At 74.4% G+C, this 26932-nt stretch carries 24 protein-coding genes; 14 read left to right on the plus strand and 10 right to left on the minus strand.

From position 1 onward, the window contains the following. Positions 1-186: 186 nt before the first annotated feature. From ABZ249_RS27700 to ABZ249_RS27735, 8 genes are all read left to right on the plus strand, one after another. Positions 187-1458: a hypothetical protein gene (locus ABZ249_RS27700; RefSeq protein ID WP_355268696.1), complete on the plus strand. Its 1272-nt coding sequence runs from the start codon at positions 187-189 to the stop codon at positions 1456-1458. Beyond that, positions 1455-4049, plus strand: a complete 2595-nt coding sequence (locus tag ABZ249_RS27705) for a tetratricopeptide repeat protein (protein WP_355268698.1) — start codon at positions 1455-1457, stop codon at positions 4047-4049. The genes ABZ249_RS27700 and ABZ249_RS27705 overlap by 4 nt, the downstream gene beginning before the upstream one ends. Positions 4050-4438: 389 nt before the next feature. Beyond that, positions 4439-5686 carry a protein phosphatase 2C domain-containing protein gene (locus tag ABZ249_RS27710; protein WP_355268803.1) on the plus strand — a complete coding sequence of 416 codons (1248 nt, stop codon included), beginning with the start codon at positions 4439-4441 and terminating at the stop codon, positions 5684-5686. Next, on the plus strand, positions 5670-7016 hold the full coding sequence (locus ABZ249_RS27715; protein WP_355268700.1) for a VWA domain-containing protein: 1347 nt from the start codon (positions 5670-5672) through the stop codon (positions 7014-7016). The genes ABZ249_RS27710 and ABZ249_RS27715 overlap by 17 nt, the downstream gene beginning before the upstream one ends. Before the next feature lie 9 nt (positions 7017-7025). Further along, positions 7026-7748: an FHA domain-containing protein gene (locus ABZ249_RS27720; protein WP_355268702.1), complete on the plus strand. Its 723-nt coding sequence runs from the start codon at positions 7026-7028 to the stop codon at positions 7746-7748. A gap of 7 nt (positions 7749-7755) precedes the next feature. Next, positions 7756-9306, plus strand: a complete 1551-nt coding sequence (locus tag ABZ249_RS27725) for a hypothetical protein (RefSeq protein ID WP_355268704.1) — start codon at positions 7756-7758, stop codon at positions 9304-9306. A gap of 26 nt (positions 9307-9332) precedes the next feature. Then, a complete protein-coding gene (locus ABZ249_RS27730) occupies positions 9333-10178 on the plus strand; it encodes a glutamate ABC transporter substrate-binding protein (protein WP_355268706.1) in 846 nt (281 codons plus the stop codon). A 150-nt stretch (positions 10179-10328) separates the two neighbouring features. Beyond that, positions 10329-10643: a DUF6221 family protein gene (locus tag ABZ249_RS27735; RefSeq protein WP_220563579.1), complete on the plus strand. Its 315-nt coding sequence runs from the start codon at positions 10329-10331 to the stop codon at positions 10641-10643. Positions 10644-10683: 40 nt separating this feature from the next. Here ABZ249_RS27735 and ABZ249_RS27740 read toward each other — a convergent pair whose 3' ends face one another. Together ABZ249_RS27740 and idi are read right to left on the minus strand one after the other, a co-directional pair. Next, positions 10684-11379, minus strand: a complete 696-nt coding sequence (locus tag ABZ249_RS27740) for an HAD family hydrolase (RefSeq protein ID WP_355268708.1) — start codon at positions 11377-11379, stop codon at positions 10684-10686. 159 nt (positions 11380-11538) lie between these two features. Beyond that, positions 11539-12075: an isopentenyl-diphosphate Delta-isomerase gene (idi, locus tag ABZ249_RS27745; RefSeq protein WP_355268710.1), complete on the minus strand. Its 537-nt coding sequence runs from the start codon at positions 12073-12075 to the stop codon at positions 11539-11541. 136 nt (positions 12076-12211) lie between these two features. On the opposite strand from idi, the gene ABZ249_RS27750 reads away from it, so the two are divergent. Continuing rightward, positions 12212-13669 carry an SDR family NAD(P)-dependent oxidoreductase gene (locus ABZ249_RS27750; protein ID WP_355268712.1) on the plus strand — a complete coding sequence of 486 codons (1458 nt, stop codon included), beginning with the start codon at positions 12212-12214 and terminating at the stop codon, positions 13667-13669. 239 nt (positions 13670-13908) lie between these two features. Here the strand turns inward: ABZ249_RS27750 and ABZ249_RS27755 are convergent, their stop codons facing one another. From ABZ249_RS27755 to ABZ249_RS27765, 3 genes are all read right to left on the minus strand, one after another. Beyond that, entirely contained in the window at positions 13909-14922 is a 1014-nt protein-coding gene (locus tag ABZ249_RS27755; protein WP_355268714.1) for a zinc-binding dehydrogenase, read from the minus strand. Positions 14923-15090: 168 nt separating this feature from the next. Then, entirely contained in the window at positions 15091-15729 is a 639-nt protein-coding gene (locus ABZ249_RS27760) for a response regulator transcription factor (protein WP_355268716.1), read from the minus strand. Between the two features lie 52 nt (positions 15730-15781). Next, positions 15782-16954 carry a histidine kinase gene (locus ABZ249_RS27765; protein ID WP_355268718.1) on the minus strand — a complete coding sequence of 391 codons (1173 nt, stop codon included), beginning with the start codon at positions 16952-16954 and terminating at the stop codon, positions 15782-15784. 366 nt (positions 16955-17320) lie between these two features. Here ABZ249_RS27765 and ABZ249_RS27770 point away from each other — a divergent pair, with 366 nt between their 5' ends. Beyond that, the gene (locus ABZ249_RS27770; protein WP_355268720.1) at positions 17321-18529 is read left to right on the plus strand and encodes a DUF418 domain-containing protein; all 1209 of its coding nucleotides are present in this window, start codon (positions 17321-17323) and stop codon (positions 18527-18529) included. A 113-nt stretch (positions 18530-18642) separates the two neighbouring features. Here the strand turns inward: ABZ249_RS27770 and ABZ249_RS27775 are convergent, their stop codons facing one another. Further along, positions 18643-18927, minus strand: a complete 285-nt coding sequence (locus tag ABZ249_RS27775; RefSeq protein ID WP_355268722.1) for a ubiquitin-like small modifier protein 1 — start codon at positions 18925-18927, stop codon at positions 18643-18645. Position 18928: 1 nt separating this feature from the next. Next, positions 18929-20029: a sialidase family protein gene (locus ABZ249_RS27780; RefSeq protein ID WP_355268724.1), complete on the minus strand. Its 1101-nt coding sequence runs from the start codon at positions 20027-20029 to the stop codon at positions 18929-18931. Positions 20030-20481: 452 nt separating this feature from the next. On the opposite strand from ABZ249_RS27780, the gene ABZ249_RS27785 reads away from it, so the two are divergent. Then, entirely contained in the window at positions 20482-21084 is a 603-nt protein-coding gene (locus ABZ249_RS27785) for a TetR/AcrR family transcriptional regulator (protein ID WP_220563569.1), read from the plus strand. 12 nt (positions 21085-21096) lie between these two features. Here ABZ249_RS27785 and ABZ249_RS27790 read toward each other — a convergent pair whose 3' ends face one another. Further along, entirely contained in the window at positions 21097-22392 is a 1296-nt protein-coding gene (locus ABZ249_RS27790; protein WP_355268727.1) for an MFS transporter, read from the minus strand. Positions 22393-22468: 76 nt separating this feature from the next. Beyond that, a complete protein-coding gene (locus ABZ249_RS27795) occupies positions 22469-22876 on the minus strand; it encodes a nuclear transport factor 2 family protein (protein WP_355268729.1) in 408 nt (135 codons plus the stop codon). A 76-nt stretch (positions 22877-22952) separates the two neighbouring features. Here ABZ249_RS27795 and ABZ249_RS27800 point away from each other — a divergent pair, with 76 nt between their 5' ends. Further along, on the plus strand, positions 22953-23399 hold the full coding sequence (locus ABZ249_RS27800) for a MarR family winged helix-turn-helix transcriptional regulator (protein WP_355268731.1): 447 nt from the start codon (positions 22953-22955) through the stop codon (positions 23397-23399). Between the two features lie 188 nt (positions 23400-23587). Further along, positions 23588-24673, plus strand: coding sequence for an enoyl-CoA hydratase/isomerase family protein (locus tag ABZ249_RS27805; RefSeq protein WP_355268733.1), 1086 nt, complete (start codon positions 23588-23590; stop codon positions 24671-24673). Between the two features lie 58 nt (positions 24674-24731). On the opposite strand, the gene ABZ249_RS27810 is transcribed toward ABZ249_RS27805, so the two are convergent. Beyond that, positions 24732-25913: a beta-1,3-glucanase family protein gene (locus ABZ249_RS27810; RefSeq protein ID WP_355268735.1), complete on the minus strand. Its 1182-nt coding sequence runs from the start codon at positions 25911-25913 to the stop codon at positions 24732-24734. A gap of 263 nt (positions 25914-26176) precedes the next feature. On the opposite strand from ABZ249_RS27810, the gene ABZ249_RS27815 reads away from it, so the two are divergent. Further along, positions 26177-26911 (plus strand): dienelactone hydrolase family protein, encoded by a 735-nt coding sequence (locus tag ABZ249_RS27815; RefSeq protein ID WP_355268737.1) that lies wholly within the window; start codon positions 26177-26179, stop codon positions 26909-26911. Positions 26912-26932 lie beyond the last annotated feature (21 nt).

A 26932-nucleotide genomic window follows, 5' to 3' on the forward strand; every position in this document is an offset into this window, starting at 1 on the left:
ACGTGGCGCGGGTGACCGTTCACGGCCGTAAATCCGGTCCTCCCTTGTGATCGACAGGGCCCGCCGCCAGACTCTTCTAGGTAAAGGGAGCATTGACCGTGCGCGTCCACCCGGTGGGCGCGGGGCGGACGGACGCGGGGAGTGGTACGGAAGGTGGCGAGCGCGTCGGAGGCGAATACGCCGCCCATGAGCCGGGAGGGCATCGAGCACGCGCTCAACCGGGTGCGCGGGGAGCTGAAGCGGATCACGCTCAACCTGGCCGACCTGGAGGACCACGTCGGCCACCGGATGCTCAAGGGCGCGGACCTGCGCGGCCTCACCCGGGAGCGCTGGGAGCACGCCGAGCGCCACGTCCACCGCCTGTGGACGACCTACGACGCCTTCCGCCGCACGGTGGAGGAGGCCACCGGACACCACGGGCAGGGCGGCGGACGCCCCTCCGACCAGGTCCGGCTGACCTTCCTGCTCACCGGGCCCTGCCTGGAGCTGCCGCTGGAGAAGGCCCCGCTGCACGAGCGCGGGCTGCTGGACACCGACACCGAGCACATCACCCTGGCCGAGGCCGTCGCCCGGATGACCGCCGACTACGAGGAGGTCACCGAGGTCGTCTCGGCCGCCGAGACCGCCTGGAACTCCCTGCACCCCCGCCTGGCCGACCTCGACTCCCTGTGGCGGGAGGTCGGCACCCTGAGCGACATGATCGAGGAGGCCGGCGACGAGAGGGACGACGAGTCCCTGCGCTCGGAGCTGGCCGGGATCGGCGACACCGTCCGCCGCGACCCCCTCTCCCTGCTGGGCGCCGACCGCCGGGTCGACACCTCGGGCATGGAGCGCCTGCGCAAGCGCCTGGAGGCGGCGCGCGGCGAGCTGCGCGACGCCCTGCGCATGCGCGACTCCTACCGTGAGAGCACCGCCCGCCTCGTCTCGGCCGTCGACGACCTGGAGGCCGCCCTGGCCTCCCTGCGCGAGCGGCGCGCCCACGTGGCCGGCCGTATCCGCGAACCGCGGGCGATCGACGTCCCCGACCCGGTGCCCGCGCTGCGCGCCCGGATCGACGCTATGGACGCCCTGCGCTCCCGGGGTCGCTGGCGCGAGCTGGGCGTGCTGCTCGGCGAGACGCAGGCGGCCGTCCACGCCGCCTCCGACGACGCCCGCGAGCGCGAGGAGAACCTGGAGGGCCTGCTGGAGCGGAGGGACGAGCTGCGCGGGCGCCTGGAGTCCTACCGCGCCCGTTCGGTCCGGCTGGGCCTGGCCGAGGACCCGGAGGTCGCCGGACTCCACGATCGCGCGCACCGGGAGCTGTGGACGGCGCCCGGCGACCTGCGGGCCGCCACGGTCGCCCTGGCCGCCTATCGCAGGGCGCTGGAGGAGCCCGGGGTGACCGAAACCACCCAGGACAGAACCACGCCGGGTCCAGACGCGTCAGACGGCGAGAGCGATGGTGGTGTGAGCAGATGACGAAGTGCACGAAGCCCGGGTGCGGCGGAGCGATCGAGGACGGCTTCTGCGTCGTGTGCGGTCTGGAGCCCGCGCCCGGCGCCGTGCCCCCGGCGCCCGGCCCCCGGCAGAACCCCTCCTTCACGGCCCCCGCGCCCCGGGGCACCGGGCCGCAGCCCGGGTACGCGCGGCAGCCGGCCCCGCAGCCCCCGCCGTACCCCCACCCGGCACGGCCCCACCCCTCGGGCCCGCAGGCGTCCTTCGGGGCGCCGGCGTCCGGCGGTCCGCCGCCCACGGGACCGCAGTACTCCTTCGCCGCGCCGAGCGCTCCGGGGACGCCGTCCGGCATCCCGCCGGGCACTCCCTCCGGCACGCCCCCGGGCACCCCGCCCGGCACGTCCTCCTCCGGCGGCACCGGCCTCGACCAGTGGCTGGGCTCCTCCGAGGGCGACGACATCAGCGACCCCATCCACTCCCACCCCATCTCCGGCAACATCCGCCTCTCCGGCCGATCCGGCCCCGGCAGCATCACCGGTTCGGTCGGCGGCGGCACGGGCCCCGGGTCCGGGCGCACCCGGCGCTCCACCCGGGGCATGCTCGGCGCGGGCATGGTCCTCGTCCCCCCGGTGCCCTACCGGGACCCGGCCGAGGCGATCATGGAGAACCCCGTCGTCTCGGAGAAGAACCGGTTCTGCGGCAACTGCGGGGAGAAGGTCGGCCGCACCCGCGGCGACCAGCAGGGGCGCACCGAGGGGTTCTGCCGCAAGTGCGGCACCCAGTACTCCTTCACCCCCAAGCTGGGCCCGGGGGACAAGGTCGGCGGCCAGTACGAGGTGCTGGGCTGCCTCGCCCACGGCGGCCTGGGCTGGATCTACCTGGCCCGCGACCGCAACGTCAACGACCGCTGGGTGGTGCTCAAGGGCCTGCTCAACGCCGGCGACGCCGAGGCGCACAAGGCCGCGGCGGCCGAGCGGGCCTTCCTCTCCGAGGTCGAGCACCCCAACATCGTCAAGATCATCAACTTCTCCCAGCACCCCGACGCGCGCACGGGCATCCCCGCCGGGCACATCGTGATGGAGTACGTCGGCGGCAAGTCGCTGCGCGAACTCCTGATGGAGCGCCGCGAGCAGGACCCCGACGCCGTACTGCCGGTCGACCAGGTCATCGCCTACGGCCTGGAGGTCCTGCGGGCGCTCGGCTACCTGCACTCCAAAGGCCTGCTGTACTGCGACTTCAAACCCGACAACGTCATCCAGAGCGAGGAGCAGATCAAGCTCATCGACCTGGGCGGCGTGCGCCGCATGGACGACACCGTCAGCCCCGTCTACACCACCCCCGGCTACCGGGTCCCCGAGGACGAGCTGCGCGGCCCCGGCCCGACCGTCAGCGCCGACCTGTACTCGGTGGGGCGGGCGCTGGCCGTGCTGAGCTTCCGGTTCAGCTTCATGCGCGAGTTCCCGCACGAGCTGCCGCCGCGCGGTTCCGTACCGCTGCTGGAGCGCCACGAGTCCTACGACCGGCTGCTGCGCCGGGCCACCCACCCGGAGATGGAGCGCCGCTTCCACGACGCCTCCGACATGGCCGACCAGCTCACCGGCGTGCTGCGCGAGGTGCTCTCCGACCTCGAGGGCGCGCCCCACCCGGCGCCCTCGACCCTGTTCGGCGGCGAGAACTTCACCATCGGCTCCGACGTGGGCCGCGCCGACCGGATGCTCGTCCCGCCCTCGCCCACCGAGGCGGCGACGCTGCTGCCCGCGCCGCTGATCGACCCCACCGACCCGGCCTCCCAGCACCTGCGGGGCTTCCAGGCCCTGCCGCCGGAGGACCTGGTCGCGGCGCTGCGGTCCATGCCCGAGCCCACCCCCGAGACCCTGCTGATGCTGTCCCGGACGCTCATCACACTGGGCAGGCACGGGCAGGCCATGGACGTCCTGCACCAGTTCAGCGAGCGCATCCCGGGCGACTGGCGCACCATGTGGTACCTGGCGGTCGCCGAGCTGAGCACCGGCCACTTCCAGGGCGCCCGCGACCACTTCGACGAGCTGTACGGCCACCTGCCCGGGGAGATCGCCCCCAAGCTCGGACTGGCCCTGGCCTGCGAGCGCACCGGCGAGCACGCGATCGCCGCACGCCACTACCAGAACGTGTGGAACACCGACCACTCCTTCGTCAGCGCCGCGTTCGGCCTGGCCCGCATCCGGCTGGCCCAGGGCGACCGGAACGGGGCCATCGCGGTCCTGGACACGGTGCCGGAACTGTCCAGCCTGTACGTGCACGCCCAGACGGCGCTCATCTCGGTGCTGGTGGCCCGCCACCCCGGCCGGGAGGCGGACGACCTGGTGCGCGCCGGACAGCGCCTGGAGCGGCTGGGCCTGGACGGCGAGTCCACCGACCGACTGGCCGCGCGGGCCCTGGAGTCCGCGCTGGACTGGCTGGAGGCCGGCGGCCGGGCCGACGGGACGGCGCTGCTGGGCGGCCCGCTCACCGAGGACGGTGTGCGCGCCAACCTGGAACGGCGCTACCGGGACCTGGCGCACCGGTCCACCTCGGTCACGGAGCGGTACGAGCTGATCGACAAGGCCAACTCCCTACGACCCGTGACGCTGCTGTGAGGATCGAAGGAACAGCGATGACGAAGGTGCGGACCTGCCCGGGGTGCGCCGACAGGGTGTCCGCCGGCGACGCCTTCTGCGAGCGTTGCGGCCACCCCCTGCCCGAGGACGTGCGGCAGGCCCCGGCGGAGAACCCGGACACGGTACAGACAGGTCCGAACCCGGCCGCGCCCGGGCTGGTCCCGGCGGACGGCGGACCCACAGCGCCACAGGTGAGCCTGTACGGCGCCGAGCGCTACGAGGGCCGGGGGGAGGGGCACTCGGAGCCGACCCCGTCCGGGCCGAGCCCCTCCGGGGCCACGCCGTCGGGCCGGACCGCCCGCGAGGAGCCCCATCCGCAGGGCGTCTACCGCACCGTCAACCCGGCCGACGTCACGGTCGCGGGGGTCATCCCCTCGGACGCGACGCCCTCCGGGAGCACCCGGCCCGCCGGCGCGGCCCCTCCGGGCCCCACAGCGCCCCAGGGGCCGCGGCCCGCGGGCCCCCCGCCCGCGGCCCACGGCGGTCCCCCCTCGGGGCCCTCGGGGCCACCGGTGCCGGGCGCGCCGCCCGCGGAGACGACCCCGCGGGGGCCCGGCCGCTCCCTCACCGACAGCCTCGCCGTGGACGACGACTGGGACGCCATCGACTCGCTGGCCACTCAGCCCGTCCGCCGCGACCCGCAGCCGCGCAGGCCGGCCCCCGAGCCGGTCGTCCCCGACTGGCCCCCGCCCGGCGGCTCCGGGGCCGTCCGGCCCGCGGGCCCCGACCTGTGCGTGTGGTGCTCCGGCCGGGTCGTGGACGGCTACTGCGAACGGTGCGGGTTCCTCCAGCCCACCGGCCGCGACCACGTCGAGGTGCGCGCCCGCGCCGCCGTCGGCGTCAGCGACCGCGGGCTCAGACACCGGCGCAACGAGGACGCCATGGCCATCCGGGTCGTCCCCGACGACTCCCCGCACGCCGCCGGCGTGGTGTGCGCGGTGGTCTGCGACGGCGTCTCCAGCTCGCCCCGCTCCGACGAGGCCTCCCGGATCACCGCCGAGACCGGCGCGACCGTCCTGGCCGAGCAGGTGCGGCGCGGCGTCGACGCCCGCGAGGCCACCGGCGTGGCCATGACCAGGGCGGCCGAGGCCGTCGCCGCCATCGCCGACTCCCCGAGCTCGGCGCCGGCCTGCACCTTCGTCTCCGCCGTGGTGGACCCCGCCGCGGGCACCGTCACCATCGGCTGGGTCGGCGACAGCCGCGCCTACTGGCTCTCCGGCGGCCCCTCCTCCAGCGGTTCGGCCCTGCTGACCCGGGACGACTCCTGGAGCGAGGCGATGGTGCAGATGGGCGCGCTGTCCCGGGAGGAGGCGATGCGCTCGGCCAACGCGCACGCCCTCATCGCGTGGATGGGCGCCGACTCCGGCGAGATCGACGCGCACATCTCCACCGTCACCCCCACCGGCCCCGGGACCGTCCTGCTGTGCAGCGACGGCCTGTGGAACTACTACCCCGAGGCGCAGGCCCTGACCGAAGCGGTGCCCGGGGCGGGGACCCGTCCGCTGGACGCGGCCCGCACCTACGTCCGGCTCGCCCTCGAAGGGGGCGGCAAGGACAACATCACCGTCGTCGTCATTCCCGTACCCACAGGGGGCTCCCGTGCCGAACAGGGCTGAACCCACCGCCGAGCCGGAGTTCCGGGTCGAGGTCGACCAGAACCGGTTCCTGCCCCTGGGCGGGCGGGAGGTGCACGCGGTCGTCGGCATCACCTCCACCGGGCCGGTGCTCGTCGGAGCGGACGTCCGGGCGACGGAGCTGATCATCGTCGACACCTCCGGCTCCATGTACGGGGAGAAGATCAACGCCGCCAAGCAGGCCGCCCGCGCCGCCGTCGAGACGCTCCGCGACGGGGTGCGCTTCGCGGTGATCGCCGGGCACCGGCAGGCCGAGATGATCTACCCCGCCGGGAACACCCTGGCCACCGTCGACCCCTCCACCCGGGCCGAGGCGCTGGAGGCCGTCGGCCGCCTGCGCGCCGACGGGGGCACCCGGATGGGCGCCTGGCTCACCCGGGCGGCCGAGCTGTTCGCCACCGTCGACGGCGGGGTCAAGCACGCCATCCTGCTCACCGACGGCCAGAACAACGAGGTCTCGCAGGACTTCGAGCGGACCCTGAGCCGGATCGCGGGGAGCTTCGTCTGCGACTGCCGCGGCGTGGGCACCGACTGGAAGGTCGAGGAGCTCCGCAGGATCGACGCCGCCCTGCTCGGCGGCGGCCCCGGGATCATCGCCGACCCCGCCGACATGGCCGCCGACTTCCGGGCGATGGCGCGGGCCTCCATGGGCAAGGCCGTCGCCGACGTGGCGCTGCGCCTGTGGACGCCCCAGCATGCCGTGGTGCGCTACGTCAAACAGGTCGCCCCCACCGTCCAGGACCTCAGCGACCGCGGCGTGGAGCGGGCGGCACAGGCCAAGGACTACCCCACCGGTTCCTGGGGTACGGAGAACCGCGACTACCACATCTGCGTGGAGGTCCCCCCGGGCGATCCCGGGCGCCAGTTGCGCGCCGGGTGGGTGCGCGTGGTCCTCCCCGGTCTCGACGGCGCCCAGGACAGGGTCCTGGCCTCGGGGAACATCCTCGCGGAGTGGACGACGGACGAGGACAGGGCCACCGAGATCAACCCCCGGGTGGCCCACTACACGGGCCAGGTGGAGCTGGCCCAGGCCATTCAGGACGGGCTGGAGGCCCGGCGATCAGGGGACGAGGACACCGCGACGACGCGGCTGGGCCGAGCCGTCGCGCTCGCGAACGAGACGGGCGACGAGGAGACCGCCAGACTCCTCGGAAAGGTGGTCGACGTCCTGGACCCGGTCACCGGAACCGTTCGGCTCCGCCCCACCGTCGAGAAGATCGACGAGATGACACTGGACACCAACTCGACCCGGACCGTTCGGACCCGGCCCCGCCCCTCGGGGCCGGACGACGGTGCCCCCGGACCCGGGTAGGAGGGACCCATGCCGAGTTGCCCATCCGGGCACCACTCCACGGCGACCGACTTCTGCGACATCTGCGGGCTGCGCCTCCAGGCGTACGAGCCCGCGCCACCCGCCTGGTCGCAGGGCCCGTCGGCGCACACGCCGCCGACGGCCCACGTGCCCCGGCCGAACCGGCCGCCGCAGGCCCCGCCGCCGCGGCGGTCCTCCGGCGCGCCCCGGGGCGGGCCCTGCCCGGAGTGCTCGACCCCCAGGACCGGGAGGTTCTGCGAGGAGTGCGGATACGACTTCGCCTCCCACCAGCGCCGGGACCCCGGCGGAGGGGCCCCGGGGATCCGGGTGGGCTGGCGGGCCACCGTCACGGCCGACCCCGCCTATTACCAGTACATGGTGAACCAGGGCATGCTCGACCCCGCCCGCATCGCCTTCCCTGCCGCCGTCCAGCCGCGCAGGGTGGACCTGACCGGGGGGCGGGTGCACATCGGGCGGGCCAGCGCCACCCGCGGCTTCACCCCGGAGATCGACCTGGGCGGTCCCGGCGGGGACCCCGCGATCTCCCACATCCACGCGATCCTGATCGCCCGCCCCGGCGGCACCTGGGTCCTGGTCGACCCGGGTTCCACCAACGGGACCACGATCAACGGGACCGACAACCCCGTCGCCCCCAACGTGGAGGTCCCCCTGAACGACAACGACCGGATCTATGTCGGCGCATGGACCGTCATCATCCTCCAGAAGGGGTGAGCCCCCGTTGATTCCCTCCCCCACCGCCCCGTCGGAGCCGACCCGTTCCGGCGGCCCCCCGGAACCCGGAGCCCCCGCGGGCGGGACCGCCCGCGCCAGGGCCGCCCGCACCGGGACCTACGCCCGTGACGGGTGGTCCCGCTTCCGGCGGTGGCTGGCCACCACCCCCGCCCGGGTGTGGCTGCTGACCCTGGTGAGCGCCGCCGCGATCATCGGCCTGTTCGCGTCCGCCTCCCACACGCTCGGCCAGGCCCGCGCCGGCCTGGACGTGCTCGGCCGCGGCGCCGGCCCGCAGGCCATGGCCACCACCGACCTGTACCTGTCGTTGGCCGACATGGACGCCCGTATCGCCGACGTGCTGCTCATGGGCACCGACCACGGCCTCGGCTCCGGGCGCGAGGACGCCCTCGAACAGTACGAGGCCAGCCGGGAGCAGGCCAACGAGTCGCTGCTCCAGGCCGCGTCGCTCACCGAGGGCGACACCGTGGAGGAGCGCAACGTCCAGGAGGTCCTGGACGGACTGGGCGCCTACGAGCGGCTCGTCACCCAGGCCCTGCTGCGCAACGACGAGGCCGAGGCCGCCCCCGGCGAGGTGAACGCCGAGGCGCTGGAGTCGTACCGGGCGGCCACCCGGCTGATGCACACCGAGCTGCTGCCCAAGGCGTTCAACCTCGGGCTGGACTCCTCGGCGATCGTGCGCGCCAACCACGAGGACGGGCAGGCCGCGGTCACCCTGGGCCTGCTGTGGGTCGGCGGCGTCGGCGTGGCGGTGCTGCTGTCCCTGCTCGGCCTCCAGGTGTACCTGCGGCTGAAGTTCCGCCGCCGGTTCAACCTGCCGCTGATCGCCGCCTCCGTGCTCACCGTGGTCCTCACCGCGGGGGTGATCCAGGCCCTGGTCGGCAGCGGCGGGCACCAGAGGGACGCCAAGGAGGAGGGCCTGGACGCGGCGATGTCGCTGGCCCGGGGCGGGGCGATCGCCACGGACATGCAGGCCGACCAGAGCCGCTACCTGCTGGACCCGGAGCAGGCCGACAACTACCAGCAGGTGTACCTGGAGCGGTCCCAGCAGGTGCTGTCCCGGCCGGTGAACAACCTGGCCGACTACTACACGGCCGTCGACGAGGTGGCCGCCTCCTACCCCGAACTGCCCGGATCGGACGGCTCCGACCCCGACGACCCCGGCACCCTGGGATACCTGGGCCAACGGGCGCACGACGCCCTGCTGCCCGGCCAGCAGGACCGGCTGGCCGACGTGCTGGGCGCCTACAACGAGATCCAGACACAGGACCGGCTCATGCGGGAGGCGGTGCGCAACGACGACCTCGGGGAGGCCATCGGCATCCGGATGGGTGTCGCGGACTCGGAGAACGGCACCTTCGCGGCCTACGAGGAGGCGCTGGACGGCCTCACCGAGGTGCACCGGGAGGAGTTCGCCCGGGGCATCCGACAGGGCGACGCGGCGCTGGCCCCCTGGGCGTGGCTGCTGCCGGCCGGATCCCTGGCGCTGCTCCTGCTCGTCGCCCTGGGCGTGCGCCCCCGGCTGGCCGAGTACCGCTGACCCTCCGAGAGACAAGGACAAGGCCGATGAGGTTTCGACACCGCCGCGTCGCCGCCGCGGCCGCACTGGCCGCCACGGCGGTGCTCGGGCTGCCCGCCTGCTCCGCGGTGCTGGGCGGGGAGGAGTCGCTGGTCGACGCGGACTCGCTGGTCGTGGGCGTCAAGTACGACCAGCCCGGGCTGGGTCTGGAGACCGCGGAGGGCAGCGGCGAGTACGAGGGCTTCGACGTCGACGTGGCCCTGTACATCGCCGACCAGTTCGGGATCCCCCGGGAGAACGTCGAGTTCGTGGGGCTCAACTCCGCCGAACGCGAGGAGAAGCTGGAGAGCGGCGAGGTGGACATGGTCGTGGCGACCTACTCCATCACCCCGGCGCGCAGGAACCAGGTGACCTTCGGCGGCCCCTACTACGTGGCCAAACAGGACGTGCTGGTGAGAGCCGACGCCACCGGCATCCAGGGGGTGCGCGACCTGGAGGGCATGTCCGTCTGCCAGAGCGAGGGCTCCAACTCGGTGGACCGCATCACCGAGGGCCTGGGCGTGTCGGTGGAGAGGAGGGAGGAGGACACCTACAGCGACTGCATCGAGGAGCTGAGGACGGGGAACGTGGACGCGGTCTCCACCGACAACCTGATCCTGGCCGGGTTCTTCGCCCAGACCCCCGACGCCTTCCGGTTCGTCAACAACCCGTTCACCGATGAGAAGTACGGTGTGGGGCTGCCGTACGGCGACATCGAGGCCTGCGAGGCTGTGAACAAGGCGATCAGCCGGATGTACCAGGAGGGCGACGCCGCCGAGATGCTGGACCGCTGGTTCGGGGAGACCGACCTGGAGATGGTGTACAGCGTTCCCCAGTTCGAGGGCTGCGACTGATCCGCGGGACTCCGGCGGGAGCGGCGGTGCCGCTCCCGCGGGTGTGTCGGGGCACGCCGCGGGCGGTCCGCCGGTGGTGGCCCACTCGGGGGTTATGGCAGATACTGACCCTTATGTAAGGCATTGGGGGCTCAGGATAGGAGTTGTCCGTTGACCATCGTCGAGTTCCTCAACGCGCGTTTGGACGAGGACGAGCGCGCGTCGAAGGCCGTACCCGTGGGAGCACGCGGCCGGGACCGGGCGTTGGCCGAAGTCGCCGCCAAGCGCAAGATCGTGCAGGGGTACACGCGCGCGCACCACGCCAGCATGCGCAGCCTCCAGCCGACCATGGCCGGGGCTCCCCCCGTCCCCGCGCGGCAGGGCGAGGACCCCTGGTCCGAGCTGCTGGCCTGGCGGCTGGCCGTGAAGTACCTGGCCGCCGTCTACCGGGGGCACCCGCAGTACGACGCCTCCTGGGAGGACTGACCGGGGGCCCGGGAGGAGCGGCGGACGGAACGGGGGACGCTCACGGCGCGGCCAGGCCCGGCAGCGCCTCCACCGTCTCCACCAGGTCGGCGCCCGTCGCGTCCGGAGCGCCGAAGACCGCGGGGAACCGCCTTTCCAGGTGCGCCGACCAGCCCGTGACCAGCCCCGCGCGGGCCGCCCCCGCCACGTCCCAGCCGTGCGCCGTCACCAGCGCCAGCCGCCCCGGCAACACGCCCAGGGAGCGCGCCGCCGCCCGGTAGGCCTCCGGGGAGGGCTTCCAGGCCCGGCCCGGGCCGCCGCCCATGACCCCCTCCACCAGCCCCTCCAGGCCGGCCCGCTCCACCAGCTCCAGGGACGTGGCCGGCCCCGTGTTGCCGAAGACCACCGCCCGCAGGCCCGCGTCGCGCACCGCGGCCAGGGCGGCGGCCGCCTCCCGGCGCGGCTCCAGCTCCGACAGCCCGTCCACGATCGCGTCCTCCGCGGCAGGGGCGATCTGGTGGCCCGTGACGTCGCGCAGTGCGGTGCGCACCACGTCCTCGAAGGACCGCCCGCCGCCCACCAGCGCCAGCGCGAACACGTCCCGCGCCAGGTGGTCGGACCAGCGGGCCATCAGGACCCGGGGGATGCCCGCCTCGCGGAACCGCCACTCCAGCGGGGCCAGCGGGAACAGGGTGTCGAGGACGTCGAAGGCGACCACGGCCGGGCGCGCGGCCCGGCCCGGGGGGACAGGGGACATCGGTGCGGCTCCAGGGGGGAGGAGGGACGTGCCGACCGGAGTCCTACCCCGATCCGGGGCCCCGCCGCGCCGCCCGGCCGGGAGCGGCCGCCGCCCGCGTCGGCGGCGGCAGCGGAGGAGGCGGGCGGCGCGGCGGGCGGAGCCGGATGAAGCCCGGGGTCAGAGGCGGTCCAGGAGGGGGATCTGCTCCACCGCCCACGGGCTGAGCAGCCACGGGGTGCGTTCGGCCACCATCACCAGGTCCTCCCAGCGCGCCCAGGAGAACTCGGCCACCTCGGCCGGGTCCGGGGACGGGGCGTCGTCGGTCAGCGCCCAGAACACCGGGCAGAACTCGTTCTCGACGATCCCCTCCGCCGACACCGCCCGGTAGCGGAAGTCCGGCAGCGCCGGGCGCACCTCGGACAGGGACAGCCCCAGCTCCTGGCCCACCCGGCGGCGCACCGCGGCCTCCAGGTCCTCGCCCGGCGCCGGGTGGCCGCAGCAGCTGTTCGTCCACACCCCCGGCCAGGTGGTCTTGCCCAGGGCGCGGCGGGTCAGCAGGATCCGGCCCGAACCATCCCTGACATAGCAGGAGAACGCCAGGTGCAGCGGGGTGTCGGTGGTGTGCACCGCGGCCTTGTCCGCCGTCCCCACCGGTTCGAGGCCCTCGTCGAGCAGCACGACGAGCTCGCGCTCGCCGGTCGTCGGTCTGGTCACTGGTCTCTCCCAACCCGCGGGGCACCCGCGTCGTCTCGTCCTTCCATGGTCGCCCGTCCCGGACACCGTTTCGTGCGCATAAGGTTCCTCTGGGCGAAGAGTCGCGCCCGGCAGGACGTCCATGTGGAGTGAGCGGATGACGGAGACGAACACGGTGGCCGCAGAAGGGGCAGGGAGCATCGACCCCGAGCGGATGCGGGTGTGCCTGGACGTGATCGCCCGGGTCGGAGAGCTGCCCAGCGACCACCCCGACTCCCTCGCCCTCCAGAGGGCCAGCGCCAAGCTGTTCAAGACGGTGAAGGAGACCCGCCGCAGGGAGCGCCGCGAGGCCCGCAGGGCCCACGACGACGCCGTGCTGGCCGCCACCGCCACCGCCGCCCCCGACCGCATCGACGACGAGACCAACGGGCGGGCCCTCAGCAGCGGCGCCACCGGCGAGCTCGCCGGGGTACTGCGCAAGGCGCGCGGGTGCTACATCTGCAAGGAGAAGTACCGCGAGGTCGACGCGTTCTACCACCAGCTGTGCCCGGCCTGCGCCGCCTTCAACAGGGAGCGCCGCCACGCCCGCACCGACCTGACCGGGCGGCGGGCCCTGCTCACCGGCGGCCGCGCCAAGATCGGCATGTACATCGCGCTGCGGCTGCTGCGCGACGGGGCGCACACCACCGTCACCACCCGGTTCCCCAACGACGCCGTCCGCCGGTTCGCCGCGATGCCCGACAGCGACCGGTGGCTGCACCGGCTGGACATCGTCGGCATCGACCTGCGCGACCCGGCCCAGGTGCTGCGCCTGGCCGACGAGGTGGCCGCCCGGGGGCCGCTCGACATCCTCATCAACAACGCCGCCCAGACGGTGCGCCGCTCCCCGGCGTCCTACGGGCCGCTCATCGAGGCCGAGTCCCACCCCCTGACCGGCGACCACCTGCCGCGCCCGCTCGTGCTGGGCGGCGTGGGGCGGCAGGCCCTGGAGTCCTCCGACGCCCTCGACGGCAACGCGCTCACGCCCGAGATGCTCACCTCGCTTGCGCTCACCACCGGGTCGGCGTCGCTGGAGCGGGTCCGCGCGGGCACCGCCGTCGACGCCGGGGGCCTGCTGCCCGACCTGGCCGCCGACAACAGCTGGACCGACCGGATCGGCGACATCGAGCCCGTCGAGATGCTCGAGGTCCAGCTGTGCAACGTGACCGCGCCGTTCCTGCTGGTGGACCGGCTGCGCCCGGCGCTGGCCGCCTCGACCGCGCGGCGCACCTACATCGTCAACGTGTCCGCCATGGAGGGGGTGTTCGGCCGTGGCTACAAGGGCCCCGGCCACCCGCACACCAACATGGCCAAGGCCGCGCTCAACATGCTCACCCGCACCAGCGCCCAGGAGATGCTGGAGACCGACGGCATCCTGATGACCAGCGTCGACACCGGGTGGATCACCGACGAGCGGCCCCACCCCGACAAGGAGCGGATGGCCGAGGCCGGGTTCCACGCCCCCCTGGACCTGGAGGACGGGGCCGCGCGCGTGTACGACCCCATCGTCCGGGGCGAGCGCGGCGAGGACGTGCACGGCTGCTTCCTCAAGGACTACGCCCCCGCCGCCTGGTGACCGTGACCGTGCCGCCGGGACCCGAGCGGAGTCGGGGGCCGGGCCCGTACCGGCGGGGGATCACGTCGTGGCGTGCCCCGGGCCGGGTGGGTCCTGGCCGGGCGGCCCGGGGGTAGAGCCCGGTCCGCCCGGACCGAGTCCAATCGGACCGGGACCGTTCCTCGGGATCGCCCCGGCCGAGGCGACGGGGCCTGAAGGGAGCCGGGACGGGCCGGACCGGGGACCGGTCCGGCCGGTGGTCACGGCTGTAGCACGAGGCGGACCGGCGAGCCGACCCGCTTCTCCAGCTGCTCCACCGCCGCCGGGGCCTCCTCCAGGGGGAAGGTGCCGCTGATCGACGTGGAGAAGTCCAGGCGGCCCGCCCGGACCAGCTGGACGAGCTGGATCACGTGCTCGGGCTCCGAGCCGTAGTGGCCCAGGATCTGCTGCTTGAGGTAGCTGAACCGGGTGCCGTCCTTGACCTCCAGGGGTTTGTCGGTGAGCCCCACCAGGACCAGGCGGCCGTGCTCGCCCAGCACCTGGAGCGCCTGCTCGCGCACCACCGGCACCCCGGCGAAGTCGAACGCCACCGCCAGCCCGTGGCCGTCGGTGAGCTCGCCGATCCTGGTCAGGAAGTCCGGGGCGGTGGAGTCCAGGGCCGCGTCGGCGCCGAAGTCCAGGGCCCGCTGCCGGGCCTGGGGGTCCGGGTCGGCGGCGATGATCGGCGCCGCGCCCACCAGGCGCAGCAGCTTCACCGCGTGGGCGCCCAGACCGCCCACACCCCACACGGCGACCGCCTCGGCCGGGCCGACGTCACCGGTGGTGGTGACCGCGGCCCAGGGGGTGGACACCGCGTCCGGGATGATCGCCGCCTGCTCGAAGGGCAGGTCGTCCGGGAGGGGGACGAGGGTCTCCTCGTCGGCGAGCGCGTACTCCGCCCAGCCGCCGTCGTAGTCCACGCCCCGGGTGAGCACCCGGCCGTGGTGGTCGAGCTGGCCAGCCTGGAGCGCCACCCGCTCGCCCACCTCGGTGTCGGCCACCTCCGGGCCGAGCTCCTCGACCACCCCCGCCACCTCGTGGCCCAGGGTGACCTCGTCGCCCTCCAGGTACAGCGGTCTGAGCGTGCCGTCGATGAGGTGCACGTCGGACAGGCACACCCCGGCGGCCTTCACCCGCACCAGGACCTGTCCGCGCCCGGGCACCGGCCGGGGGACCTCCTTGACCTCCAGGGTGTTGGTCCGAACGTTGAGCCGGGCAGCGCGCATCGTCGCCATGCAGAGCCTCGCAGGAGTAGTGGTCGTCGGTCTCCCCGGTTCCTTTACCCCGAGCCGGGGGCGTGCCACCACGATCCTGCGCGACGGGTCGAGCCGGATCCAGGGGTGGCCGTGTGGCGGGTCAGGGTTTCGTCAAAGGCCGGGCCCCGCCCGCGTCCGGGCCCGCGCTCACTGCGCGTGCCCGTTGCGGAAGGCCCAGGCGACCAGCTCGGTCCGGTTGCGGGTGCCCAGCTTGGCCTGGATGCTCGCCAGGTGGGTCTTGACGGTGCTCACCGTGACGTGCAGCAGCGCGGCGATCTCGGTGTTGGTCCGGCCCAGCGCCACCGTCCGGGCGATCTCCAGCTCGCGCGGGGTGAGCCCGCCGTCGTCGCGCGCCCGCACCGGGCGGCCCCCGGTGGCGAAGTGCCGGATCAGCCGGACGGTGATCTCCGGCGAGATCAGCGCGTCGCCCCGCACCGCGGCGCGCACCGCCTCCACCAGCAGCCCGGCGCCGGCGTCCTTGAGCAGGAAGCCGACGGCGCCCGAGGAGAGCGCCTCGTTGACGTACTCGTCCAGGTCGAACGTGGTCACCACGACCACCTTGACCGGGTCGGCCGCCAGCCGCCGGGTGGCCTCCAGGCCGTCGATCCCCGGCATGCGGATGTCCATGAGGACCACGTCGGGAAGCCTCTCCCGGGCGAGCCGGACCGCCTCCAGGCCGTCCCCGGTCTCGCCGACCACCTCGATGTCGCCCTCGGCCTCCAACATGTAGCGGAACCCCGTCCGCACCATCTGCTGGTCGTCGGCCAGCAGGACCCTGATCGCCATCCGGCACCCCCGTTCCACCTTCACTGTGCCCGGTCCGGGGCCGCCCCGGAGGTTATCCACAGGGCTTCTCGGGGAGGCGGACGTGCACCTCCCAGCCGTCGGCGCCGGGGCCCGCGGTCAGCTCGCCGCCCAGCAGCCGTGCCCGCTCCGCCATGCCGACCAGCCCGAACCCGCCCGCGCCGCCCGAGCCGCGGCCGTCGTCGCGCACCGCCATGCGCACGCCGTCGCCCGCCTCGACCTCGACCGACACCCGGGAGGCGCCGCGCGCGTGGCGCCGGGCGTTGGTGACGGCCTCCTGGGCGATCCGCACCAGCGCGGTGCCCACCTCGGGCGCCAGCCCGGCCAGGGAGCCCTCCACGCGCACCGCCACCTCCAGGCCGCCCGCGCCGCCGGCGAGGCGGTCCAGGCCCTCCCGCGCGTCCGGCACCGGCGGCGCCTCGTCGGGCTCGCGCAGCCGTGACACCAGGGAGCGCATCGCCTCCAGGGCGCGCGCCCCGGCCGCCTCGATCTCCGGCAGCGCCCGCACCGCGGCCTCCGGCCTGGTGTCGGCGATCCGGCGCAGAGCCTGCGCCTGGACGACGATCCCGGTGACCTCGTGGGCCACCACGTCGTGCAGGTCGCGGGCGACCGCCAGCCGCTCCTGGGCCCGCGCCCGCTCCACGTGGTACTCCCGCTGGTACCGGCGCCACCGCAGGTACAGCCCCGGCGCCAGGCCCACCGCGACCAGCAGCAGGGCCGGGGTGAGGGTGTCGCCGGCCCCCTCCCGGAGCCGGTCGGAGGCGGCGGCCAGGAAGGCGGCGGCCGACACCGCCGCGATCCACCGCGCGTCGCAGCGCAGCGCCGTGACGGCCAGGGCCAGGAGGAGGGCGCACGCCTCGGAGATCGCGACGGGGTAGCCGAACATCCCCTTGGGCAGCGGCCACAGCGCCAGCGAGGAGGCCGCCACCACCAGGGGCGCGGCCAGCGCCGCCGCCCCGGTGGCGGCCGCTCCGGCCCGCGGCCGCAGGGCGAGCAGCACCAGCCCGCCGGCGGCCGCGCCCGAGGCCGCGGGCAGCCAGTCCCACGGCCCGTGCGGCGGCCCCGGCCACGGGGTCGCGGCCAGCCCGCTGCGCACGGTCAGCAGGTCCGCGACGACGGCCAGCGCGAGCACGGCGCCCGCGCCGCCCCAGAGGATCCTCTCCCCCAGGGGTCCGCCGAGCACCTCGACGATCCTGTTCAGCCCCATGCCCTTCAGCCTAGGCCGCGACCCCTTCCCGGCCCTCGGTCGAAAGGACGAGGCGGGGGACCGCTCTTTCAGCCGATGTGGCCGACGGGGCCCGCCCGCCACCCTTGGAAAGGTCGGCGCACCCCGCGCCGACGCACACTACCGACACCGTGCGGGCACCGCACCGCACAGCCCCGCAAGGGGTCGTTCGCGCGGCACGGACACCCGTACCGCGCAGTCCCGCGCAGCGTGGGCGCCTGCGCCCCGGCCCGTGGAACGGCCGCGTGTGGCGGATGTCCGTACGTGCGGGCTCGCGTGGCCTTACGGCCGGCGGGGGTGTGGTGGGACGGGGAGACGACGAAGGGGAGCCCGATGGCGGGAGAGCGGATGACGGAGACGGTGGGCACCGGGGAGGTGCGGCCGCCCGCGGAGGCGGGGCGGCCCGCGGCGGAGGGACCGCCCGCCGCGCCGCGGCGGGTCGAGTTCCTCGACGTGGCGCGGGCGCTGGCGATGATCGGCGTGGTCCTGATGAACGTGACCGTCGTCGTCTTCTCCGCCGAGAGGGCGGGCGAACGGGCACCGGACACCGTCGCCTCGGCCGTGGACACGGCGCTGACCCTGCTCATGTCGGGCAAGGCCCGGTCCATGCTCATGGTGCTGCTCGGCGTCGGCGCGGTGCTCGCCTGGAAGGCGGCGGACGGGCGGGGGGAGCGGCCGTTCGCGCTGATGCTGCGCCGCTACGTCTCGCTGGGCCTGCTGTTCGGCCTGCCGCACCTGCTGGTGTTCTCCGGCGACATCCTCACCCACTACTCCGTCACCGCCCTGGTGCTGGCGCCGCTGATGCCGGTGCTGCTGGCCGGCGGGCGGAGCCGGCCGCTGGTCGCCGCGGCGGTCGCCTTCGCGGTCGCGCCGTTCGTCGAGAACCTCGTACCGCTATCGGGCGAATGGGCGCTGCTGCTGCTCCTGGTCCCGCAGACCCTCGGCTTCTTCTGCGTCGGGATCTGGCTGGCCCGCCGGCCCGAGCTGGACCCCGAGCGCGCGGGGGAGCCCTCCCGGCTGCCCGCGGCCATGGTGTGGACCGGCCTGGCCGGACAGGTCCTGGGCATGGCCCTGATGTTCGGCTCCGACCTGCTGTTCCCCATGGAGTTCGGCGCCGACGGGGTGCCGGTGCTCGGACCGGACGGGATGCCGCTGGTGCACCCGGCCTCGCACATGTTCACCTCGGCCGCCGGCACCCTGATGGGCCTGGGCGGCGCCCTGTTCTACCTGGGGCTGGTGTGGTGGCTGATGCGCAGGCGGCGCGGTACGGCGCGCGCCCTGGGCGCGCTGGCCCCGCTGGGGCGCATGACGCTCACCGTCTACCTGGGCAGTACGGCGGTCTTCCTGCTCGCGATGGGCCCCTGGGAGACGCAGATCCCCATGCTCGCCCAGTACGTGCTGGCCGCCGGGTACTTCGCGGCCATGCTGGTGTTCGCCCGCCTGTGGTCGGCCCGGTTCCGCTACGGGCCGCTGGAGTGGGTGTGGCGCATGATCACCCATCTGCGCGTCCTGCCGCTGCGCCGCCGACCACGTCCGCGGCCCGTGCAGGCCGGGTAGCGCCCCGGGCGACGCCCGGCCGGTGCGCAACGCCTCGCTCCGGCCTCCGTGCGGCACCGCCCCGCCGGGCCGGCGGGGCGGCCGGGAGGGGCCGACCCGCCGCCGGGGCGGGGTCAGCCGCCGGCGACCGAGGGGAGGATGCGGACGTCGGTGCCCTCGGGCACCGGGGTGTCCAGGCCGTCGAGGGCCCGGCACTCCTCGGCGTCCACGAACACGTTGACGTACCGGCGCAGGCGCCCCTGCTCGTCGCGGATGCGCCGGTCCAGGCCGGGGTGCTCCGACACCAGCCGGTCCAGCACGTCGCGCAGCACCGCCGCCGGGCCGACGTCCACGGGCAGGTGGGCGGCGCCCCCGGCATCCGCCCGCAGCAGTCCGGGAAGGTGGACCGTCACGCTCATCTCACACCTCCGTCGCCCGCACGCACAGGACGTCGGGCAGGTGCGCGGCCACCCGGTGCCAGGGGCCGCCGTCGTCGGCCGCGTACACGTCCCCGCCCCGGGTGCCGAAGTAGAAGCCCGGGGAGTCGGCCCCGTCGGTGCAGGCGGCGTCGCGCAGCACGATGCCGAAGTACGGCTCCTCCGGGAGCCCCTCGGTGGCCGGGACCCACCGCCCGCCGCCGTCGTCGGTCCGGTACACGCCCAGCCGGTTCTCCGGCGGCAGGTGCACCTCCTGGCTGACCACCGGGAAGTTCAGCGCCGTCCCGGGCAGGTGGGGGTGCGCCACCACCGCGAACCCGAAGTCCGTGGGCAGCCCCTCCTCCACCGGGCGCCAGCCCTCCCGGGCGGGGTGCTCGGACCGGTAGACCCCGTGGTGGTTCTGGGCGTACATCGAACCGTCGGGGGCCAGCGCCACCTTGTGCACGCACTGCCCGTACTCGGGTTCGTCCTCGGGCAGGAAGACCGCGGAGATGCCCCGGTTGGCGGGCGCCCAGCTCGCCCCGCCGTCCCCGGTCTGGTAGACGCCGCCGGTGGACATGGCCACGGTCATCGCCTCGGGCGAGCGCTCGCCCCGGCCCAGTACCCCGGGCAGGATCGTGTGCACCGCGCCGCCGCCCGCGCCGGGGAACCAGTCGGCCCGGTGCGGGTGGTCCCACAGGGCGCGGACCAGCTCGAAGCTCTCCCCGCCGTCGGCGGACCGGAACAGGGCGTGCGGCTCCACCCCGGCGTGGACGACACCGGGCGTCTCGCCGAACGCGAACTGCCAGACCCGGGTGAGCGAGGCGTCGGTGTCCTCGGGAAAGACCAGCGGAGCCGTCTCGGGCTCCCGCCAGTGCTCCCCGGCGTCATCGCTGTACCAGACGCTCGGGCCGAAGTGCGAGCTCTCCGCGCCGGCCAGGATGCGCCCGCTGTGCGGGTCGATCCCGACCGCGTACACGGCGCTCATACTCGCGTAGTCGGCGCTGTCGAGCCGGTGCGGGCCGCGCACCTCCCAGGTGCGCCGATCCTCGCCGGTGGCGGTGAAGAGACCTTTGCGCGTGCCGATGACCAGCAAATACGTCATGTTCGGCTCCGTATCGTGAAGCAGGTCACAACACTCTCGCACGTCCTCACGACAAACGGGGGCACCGCCGGTAGCGGGTCGGGTTCCGGTCTTCTATGAGCCTTCAATAGTTAGGAACCCGAACGATTTACCGTGGGTGCAGAATTGGTGCCGCCGGGAAATGCGGCCCCCGGGAGGCCATAACCTCCACACGGCCGGAAACCATATGGGCGAGGGGATTCGTCAATCGGAGGTACTGCGGTTGTCAGACCAGGGGCGCTCTGCAATAAAATTCCGCCCCAACCGGCGTCACCGTACGGGACGGGGCCTGAGCCCGTGCGGATGCGTTCCAAAACCCCCATCAGGTCCAGACGACTTCCCGCTCTCCCGGCCCTCAGGGGGCGTTTCGGGACTACCGTCCCAATGGTCCCACGCCCCAGGTAGAACCGGGTCCACTCGATAGGGTCCGCCTCATGCACCACCCCCCCGACACACTTCACGCCCGCAAACGCCGCAAGGCCAGAGCCATGATCGTGTCCGCCGCCTTCCAGCTCTTCGCCGAGCACGGTTTCGACAACGTCACGGTCGCCGCCATCGCCGAGCGCGCGGAGGTGGGCCGTACGACCTTCTTCCGCTACTTCGGCGACAAGCAGCAGGTGCTGTTCGCCGACGAGGGAGCCGAGGTCGAGCGTCTGTGCGCCTACGTGCGCGACAAGGCCCCCAGACCCCTGGGCGCCGATCTGGGCGCCGCCGTCGAGCTGCTGAGGGAGGCCGGTGTCGCGGCCCGCCCGCACGCCGCGCTCTCCCCGGCGCACTCGGTCGTCCTGGTGCGGCTGCTCCGGGAGAGCACCGACCTGCGGTCCCGCTACCTGCTCACCCGCCAGCAGCGGGCGATCCGGCTCGCCGGGGCACTGGTGGAGGTCGGTGCCCCGGAGAACGTCGCCGTCCTGGCCTCGCACATCTCGATGGCCTGCGAACTGACGGCCATGCGCCTGGCCCCGGGCCCGGATGTCTTCCCGGACCGCATGGACGAGGCCTACACACTGCTGGGCTCGCTGAGCGGCAGAGCCGACTGAGGCGGAGGGGACTCAGACGTCGTATTCGCGCACCAGGCGTGCGAGCCTGCGGCCGAAGACCACCGCGACGGCCAGTCCGACCGCACCGATGAGGGCATAGGGGGCGCGCAGGGCGCCCTCGTGTCCCGTCAGCGGGGTGAGGGCGGAGACCATCACCCCGCCCGCCGCCATGCCCAGGGCGCTGACACCCCAGCTCACCGTGCGCATGGCGGCGTTGACCCTGCCCAACAGCCGGTCGGGTGTGATGCGCTGGCGGATGGAGGTCATCGCCACCGCGTAGCCGAGCACGAGCCCGCCGGCCAGCAGGTACCCGACGGCGACCACGGGGAGGGCCGGCAGCGCCGCGATCACGCAGTAGACGATGCCGGTGGCGGCCAGGCAGGCGACCGGCAGCGTGCCGTGCGGGAGCGCCGCCCGCAGCCGGGCCACCGACTGGCCGCCGACGATCCCGCCGACCGCGGCGAACGCCATGAGCAGGCCGAACCCGACCGGTCCCAGACCGAGCACGTCCCGCACGAACAGCACCTGGGTGGACAGTGCGGTGGCGTAACACCCGTTGACGAACAGGGCGATCCCCGCGACCAGCCGCAGCAGCGGCTGCTCCCGGATCGCCCTCACCCCCTCGGCCAGGTCCGCGCCGACGCCCCGCAGCCCGCGCCGCTCCGGGCCGGGCCCGGCCGTACCGGTGCGTCCGGCCGCGTCCACACCGCGCACCCGGAGCAGGGCCAGCACCGACACCACCAGCGCGGCGGCGTTGAGCACGAACGGCGCGAACAGCCCGAGGGAGACGAGCAGGCCGCCGACGGGCCGCCCGCCGAACTCCTGGACGACCAGGGCCCCGGTGCGCAGGTGCCCGTTGGCGCGCTCCAGCCGGTCCCGGGGGACCACCGAGGCGACGACGGTCTCCGCCGCGGTGTCGTAGCAGACCTCCAGCGCCCCGAAGCAGAACGCGAACGCCACCAGCAGCGGCACCGACGCCGCCCCGGAGAAGACCACGGCGGCCAGCGCCGCCCACAGGGCCAGCCGGACGGTCCCGGCCCCGGCCATCACGGGGATGCGGGGCAGCCGGTCGATGAGCACCCCGGCGGGCAGCGCCAGCAGCAGCCAGGGCAGCCGCCCGGCGGTGGCCACGGCGGCGACCAGTACGGGGTCGGAGGTGAGGGAGGAGGCCAGCCACGGCATCGCGATCATGGCGACGCCGTCGCTCAGGTTCGCGGCCAGCGCGGCCGACCAGAACGCCCAGAAGCGCCCGCCGAGCGAGCGCTCGGCGGGCTTCGGCCGCGGAGCGGGGGAGTGGTCGTCGGGCACGGGAGGATCACCGGACCTTTCCGGCCCGGCTGCGGCGGGGGTTCCGCGGGGGTGCGGACCGGGCCTCGCGGCCACCCTAAGTCCCCGTCCCGCACACCCCGTGACCGGTACCGGTCCGCCGGGCGGCGGACAGTGCGGCCGCGACACCCTCGTCGAAGCGCAGCACGCGGGACACCCGTCCGTCGCGGACCTCGAAGAGGGTGGCGGTGACGACCGGGGCGGTCCCCGGCACATGGTCGGGGCGGCCGGGCCAGGTGGCGTTCTGGGCGACCACCGTGTGCCGCCCGTCCACGGGGAACACCGCGGTCGGCTCCAGCCGGATGCCGGAGGAGCGCACCCAGTCCAGGAGGGCGGCGATGCCCCGGGCCGTGCCCCGGGGGCCGCCGACCTCCACGTCCTCGGAGGTGACGGCGCGGACCGCGTCGGGGTCGCGGGCGTCGACCGCCCGGTGCCAGCGGCCGAGGGGTTCGGGCAGCGGTTCCATGTGCGCCTCCAGATGTATGCGGTTCGCATATTCCTTCGCTAGTGTATGCGAAACGCATACAAAGGGGGAGGGGACGATGTCCGGGCACGAGGACGGCCCCGGGCGGCTGCTCTTCCGGTTCGTGCGCCACTGGGCGCGCGGCTGGAACGGCACCGACGGGGACGACGCGAACGGCCGCGACGTGATGGTGGTCGAGGCGGTGGCCGACCTGGGCGACCGGGCGACCGTGAACGCGGTGGCCGGGGAGCTGGGTATGGACCAGTCGGGGGCGAGCCGCATGGTGGCGGGGGCCGTCGAGCGCGGCCACCTCCGCAAGGACACCGCCCCAGACGACCGCCGGGCGCGCGTCCTGGTGGTGACGGAGCAGGGGCGGGAACTGGTCCGCTCCGCCCGCCGCTGGCAGGAGTCGGTCTTCGCCGAGCTGGCCGAGGGCTGGCCGGAGGAGGACGTGCGGACCTTCCGGCGGCTGATGGCCTCGCTCATGGAGCGAGACCACCGCCGACGGGACGCGGACCGACCGTGACGGCCCGCCCGGCGCCCGCACGCGGAGGCCCCGTGCCGGCCGGCGCCGCCGTCGCACGGGGGCTACCGGCACCCCGCCGGGCACGGCACTGAGAAGATCGTGCGCGATCCGAGGGTGCACCCAATCCTGGAAGGGGCCGACGAGGTCATGAACCCGATCACCGCGCGCGTACCGGAGGGGGCCGCCTGATGTCCACCGACGGAGAGAAGGTGCTGGTCCGCGTGGAGGGCCGCCTGGGGCGGCTCACCCTGAACCGGCCGCGCGCCATCAACGCCCTGGACCACGACATGGTCACCGCGCTGCGGGAGGCGCTGTCCGCCTGGGAGCACGACGACGCGGTCGCCGCGGTGCTCATCGACGGGGCGGGCGAGCGGGGCCTGTGCGCGGGCGGCGACATCCGCGCCATGGCCGCCAGCGCCCGGGACCGCGACGGGGCGGCCGCCGCGTTCTGGCGGGACGAGTACCTGCTCAATGAGTACATCTCCCGCTACCCCAAGCCCTACGTCGCGTTCATGGACGGCGTGGTCATGGGCGGAGGCGTCGGCGTTTCCGCCCACGGATCGGTCCGTATCGTCACCGAGCGCTCGACCGTGGGCATGCCCGAGGCCACCATCGGGTTCGTGCCCGACGTGGGCGGCACCCACCTGCTGTCCCGGGCGCCCGGGGAGACCGGCACCCATCTGGCGCTCACCGCCGGATCGGTGGGCGCGGGCGACGCCATCGCCCTGGGGCTGGCCGACCACTACGTGCCCTCCGCGCGGCTGGCCGACCTGGCCGGGGCCCTGGCCCGCGCGGCCGGGGCCGGGGACGTGGCCGAGGCGGTGGGCCGGTACGCGGGGACCGCTCCCGCCCCGACCCTGACCGGCGAGCGCTGGATCGACGCCTGCTACTCCGTCGGCACCGCGGAGGAGATCGTGGAGCGGCTGCGCGGCCACGGCGACCCGGCGGCGGCCGCGGCCGCCGACACGATCCTGTCCAAGTCGCCGACCTCGGTGAAGGTCACCCTGGAGGCGCTGCGCCGGGCGCGGGACCTGCCCGGCCTGGCGGAGGTCCTGGAGCAGGAGTACCGGGTCTCCTGCGCGGCCCTGGACTCGCCCGACTTCGTCGAGGGGGTCCGTGCGCAGATCATCGACAAGGACCGCCACCCCAAGTGGGTGCCCGACACCCTGGCCGGGGTCGACGCCCGGGACGTGGCCCGGCACTTCCGCCCGGCCCCCGACGGCCCGCTGGGCCTGGCCGGTCCCGGCGCGCCCGCCGCGGGAGGCGGCCGCTGACCGGGGCCGGACCCGCCCGGGGGCGCCGACCGGCGTCGGCGCCCCCGGGCCGCGGCCCTCAGAAGGCCGTGAGGGTGACCTCCAGCCGCTGCGCGCCGTGGTCCTGGACGTAGGAGGCGAAGTCCGCCACGTCGTCGAACGCGAACCCGTAGGCCTTGCCGTCCACGGTGTTCTCGTGGAAGACCGCCGCGTACCGGTTGGTGACCTCGTCCAGGTAGAAGCCGGAGGGGTCGTCGGTGGGCTGGGCCGACTCGGTGAGCAGGGTGGACCGGTTGAGCGCCGCCCCCAGGATCGCGGCGACCGGGCCGCTGATCCCGTCGTTGGGGGCGGCCAGCGCGCCGTCGCAGAACAGCACGTCCCGGGTGGAGGGCCGGTCGAAGGCGCGCACCCCGCCGTCGAACGCGAACCGCCCGCCCTGCACCCGGCCGGTGAAGGTCCCGGCGTTGGTGGTGACGGTCAGGTCGTTGCCCGCGTAGTGCGACCACACGCGGTCGATGTAGGGGTCGAAGTAGTCGGCCGGGAAGAGGCCGGCGTCCAGCGCGTGGCCGGGGGCGATGACCCGCAGGTCGTCGTAGACCAGGGACGAGAACACGGGGTCGGCCGCCAGGGTCCGGAAGACCGCCTCGCGTCCGCCGGGGCGGAAGAACCCGGTGCTCTGGTCGGCGTCGCCGATCAGCCGGATGCCGATGGGCACGCTGAACTGGTCGACCATGCTGGTGTTGCAGAACATCCCGGCGTCGTTGTGGGTGAACTCGACGGTGTCGTGCAGCACGTCGAACCCGGGGGAGCCCTCCACCCATCCGGCGGGCAGCTGCGGGGCCGGGGCGCCGTTGCCGTCGGTGACGATGCGGATGTGCAGGGGGCCGCCCAGGGAGAGGTAGATCCGCCCGGACATGTACGGCAGGGTCAGCCCGGCCAGGTCGGCGAACGGGATCGAGTAGTCGGTGTACCCGTCCGGGCCGTTGTCGTCCAGGCTCACGGGGTGGGAGACGCCGTCGGCGTCCACCCGGCTGTGCCGCCCGGTGGTGAGGTCGGTGCCGATCACGTAGACGAGGATCTCGTCGTCGGAGAACCGCCCGGTCTCGTTCCGGAAGCCCACCGGGAGCGCTCCCGGATTGGCCGCTTCGGAAGAGGCGGTGAGGTCGGCCGTGGCCTCCCGGGGGGTGCAGCCGAGCGTGCCCAGGAGCGGGACGGTGGCGGCGGCCCCGAGGCCGCCGAGGAACAGTCTGCGGTCGATCATGGTGAGTCTCCCCAGAGGTAGCGGGTGTGGAGGACCGGGAACTAAACGACCATTAGGCAACGCACCGGTCAACCCCGGTAACCGAAGGTGTTCGTCTGGGGGCGGCGTTGTCCGTGGTGAGGGAGTGATGATGTGACTCATGTCACTTTTAAGGGTGGCCTGTGACATTCGCCGGTCCCGGCCGATGACATCCGCCACTGGTCCGCCCGAACGCGGACGCCCTAGGGTGTAGGCGATCCGGAGGGCCGGGACCAGGAGGAGCCGTGGCGGACATCGACCTTGGCGAGTACACCCGGAACGGGGAGGGGTCGCCCCGCCTGCGCGCCTACCTCGCCGTTCCCGCGGGCGAGGGCCCCTGGCCCGGCGTCGTCATCACCCACGAGGCCTGGGGCGTCGACGAGCAGATGCGCGCCCACGCCGACCGGCTGGCCCGCCTCGGCTACCTCACCGTCGTCCCGGACCTGTACAGCGAGGGCGGCATGGCCCGCTGCGTGGTCAGGGTGCTCCTGGCCATGCGCTCCGGGCGCGGGCGGGCCATCGCCGACATCGCCGCCGCCAAGCGGTGGCTCCTGGACCGGGACGACTGCACCGGCCGGGTCGGCGTGGTCGGGTTCTGCATGGGCGGCGGGTTCGCCCTGGCCACAGTCGCCGACTTCGACGCCTCCGCCGTCAACTACGGGTTCATCCCCCGGAACCTGGAGGGCGCCCTGGACCGGGCCTGCCCCGTCGTCGGCAGCTTCGGCGCGCGGGACGGCGGCCTGCGCGGAGCCGCCGGCGAGCTGCGCGCCGCCCTGGACGCCGCGGGGGTCGCCAACGACGTCAAGGAGTACCCGGAGGCGGGGCACTCCTTCCTCAACGAGGCGCCCAACGGGCCGAAGGCCCTGCGCCCGGTGTTCCGGGCGATGCGCACCGGGCCGCACCCGGAGTCGGCGGCCGACGCCTGGGAGCGGATCGACGCCTTCCTCACCGAGCACCTGGCGCTTCCCGCGGACTCCTGAGGCTCCGGTCCCGGGGGGCCG

The organism is Nocardiopsis sp. NPDC006139, assembly GCF_040614155.1.
In the GTDB taxonomy this organism is placed as follows: Bacteria; Actinomycetota; Actinomycetes; order Streptosporangiales; family Streptosporangiaceae; genus Nocardiopsis; species Nocardiopsis changdeensis.

What these genes read in the sequence shown, in the direction of transcription:
- ABZ249_RS27795 (WP_355268729.1), bottom strand. Translation starts at nt 22,876, where the DNA reads ATGGAACCGCTGCCCGAACCCCTCGGCCGCTGGCACCGGGCGGTCGAC.
- ABZ249_RS27800 (WP_355268731.1), top strand. Translation starts at nt 22,953, where the DNA reads ATGTCCGGGCACGAGGACGGCCCCGGGCGGCTGCTCTTCCGGTTCGTG.
- ABZ249_RS27700 (WP_355268696.1), top strand. Translation starts at nt 187, where the DNA reads ATGAGCCGGGAGGGCATCGAGCACGCGCTCAACCGGGTGCGCGGGGAG.
- ABZ249_RS27760 (WP_355268716.1), bottom strand. Translation starts at nt 15,729, where the DNA reads ATGGCGATCAGGGTCCTGCTGGCCGACGACCAGCAGATGGTGCGGACG.
- ABZ249_RS27775 (WP_355268722.1), bottom strand. Translation starts at nt 18,927, where the DNA reads ATGAGCGTGACGGTCCACCTTCCCGGACTGCTGCGGGCGGATGCCGGG.
- ABZ249_RS27720 (WP_355268702.1), top strand. Translation starts at nt 7,026, where the DNA reads ATGCCGAGTTGCCCATCCGGGCACCACTCCACGGCGACCGACTTCTGC.
- ABZ249_RS27740 (WP_355268708.1), bottom strand. Translation starts at nt 11,379, where the DNA reads ATGTCCCCTGTCCCCCCGGGCCGGGCCGCGCGCCCGGCCGTGGTCGCC.
- ABZ249_RS27765 (WP_355268718.1), bottom strand. Translation starts at nt 16,954, where the DNA reads ATGGGGCTGAACAGGATCGTCGAGGTGCTCGGCGGACCCCTGGGGGAG.
- ABZ249_RS27805 (WP_355268733.1), top strand. Translation starts at nt 23,588, where the DNA reads ATGTCCACCGACGGAGAGAAGGTGCTGGTCCGCGTGGAGGGCCGCCTG.
- ABZ249_RS27705 (WP_355268698.1), top strand. Translation starts at nt 1,455, where the DNA reads ATGACGAAGTGCACGAAGCCCGGGTGCGGCGGAGCGATCGAGGACGGC.
- ABZ249_RS27810 (WP_355268735.1), bottom strand. Translation starts at nt 25,913, where the DNA reads ATGATCGACCGCAGACTGTTCCTCGGCGGCCTCGGGGCCGCCGCCACC.
- ABZ249_RS27780 (WP_355268724.1), bottom strand. Translation starts at nt 20,029, where the DNA reads ATGACGTATTTGCTGGTCATCGGCACGCGCAAAGGTCTCTTCACCGCC.
- ABZ249_RS27730 (WP_355268706.1), top strand. Translation starts at nt 9,333, where the DNA reads ATGAGGTTTCGACACCGCCGCGTCGCCGCCGCGGCCGCACTGGCCGCC.
- ABZ249_RS27755 (WP_355268714.1), bottom strand. Translation starts at nt 14,922, where the DNA reads ATGGCGACGATGCGCGCTGCCCGGCTCAACGTTCGGACCAACACCCTG.
- ABZ249_RS27770 (WP_355268720.1), top strand. Translation starts at nt 17,321, where the DNA reads ATGACGGAGACGGTGGGCACCGGGGAGGTGCGGCCGCCCGCGGAGGCG.
- ABZ249_RS27750 (WP_355268712.1), top strand. Translation starts at nt 12,212, where the DNA reads ATGACGGAGACGAACACGGTGGCCGCAGAAGGGGCAGGGAGCATCGAC.
- ABZ249_RS27785 (WP_220563569.1), top strand. Translation starts at nt 20,482, where the DNA reads ATGCACCACCCCCCCGACACACTTCACGCCCGCAAACGCCGCAAGGCC.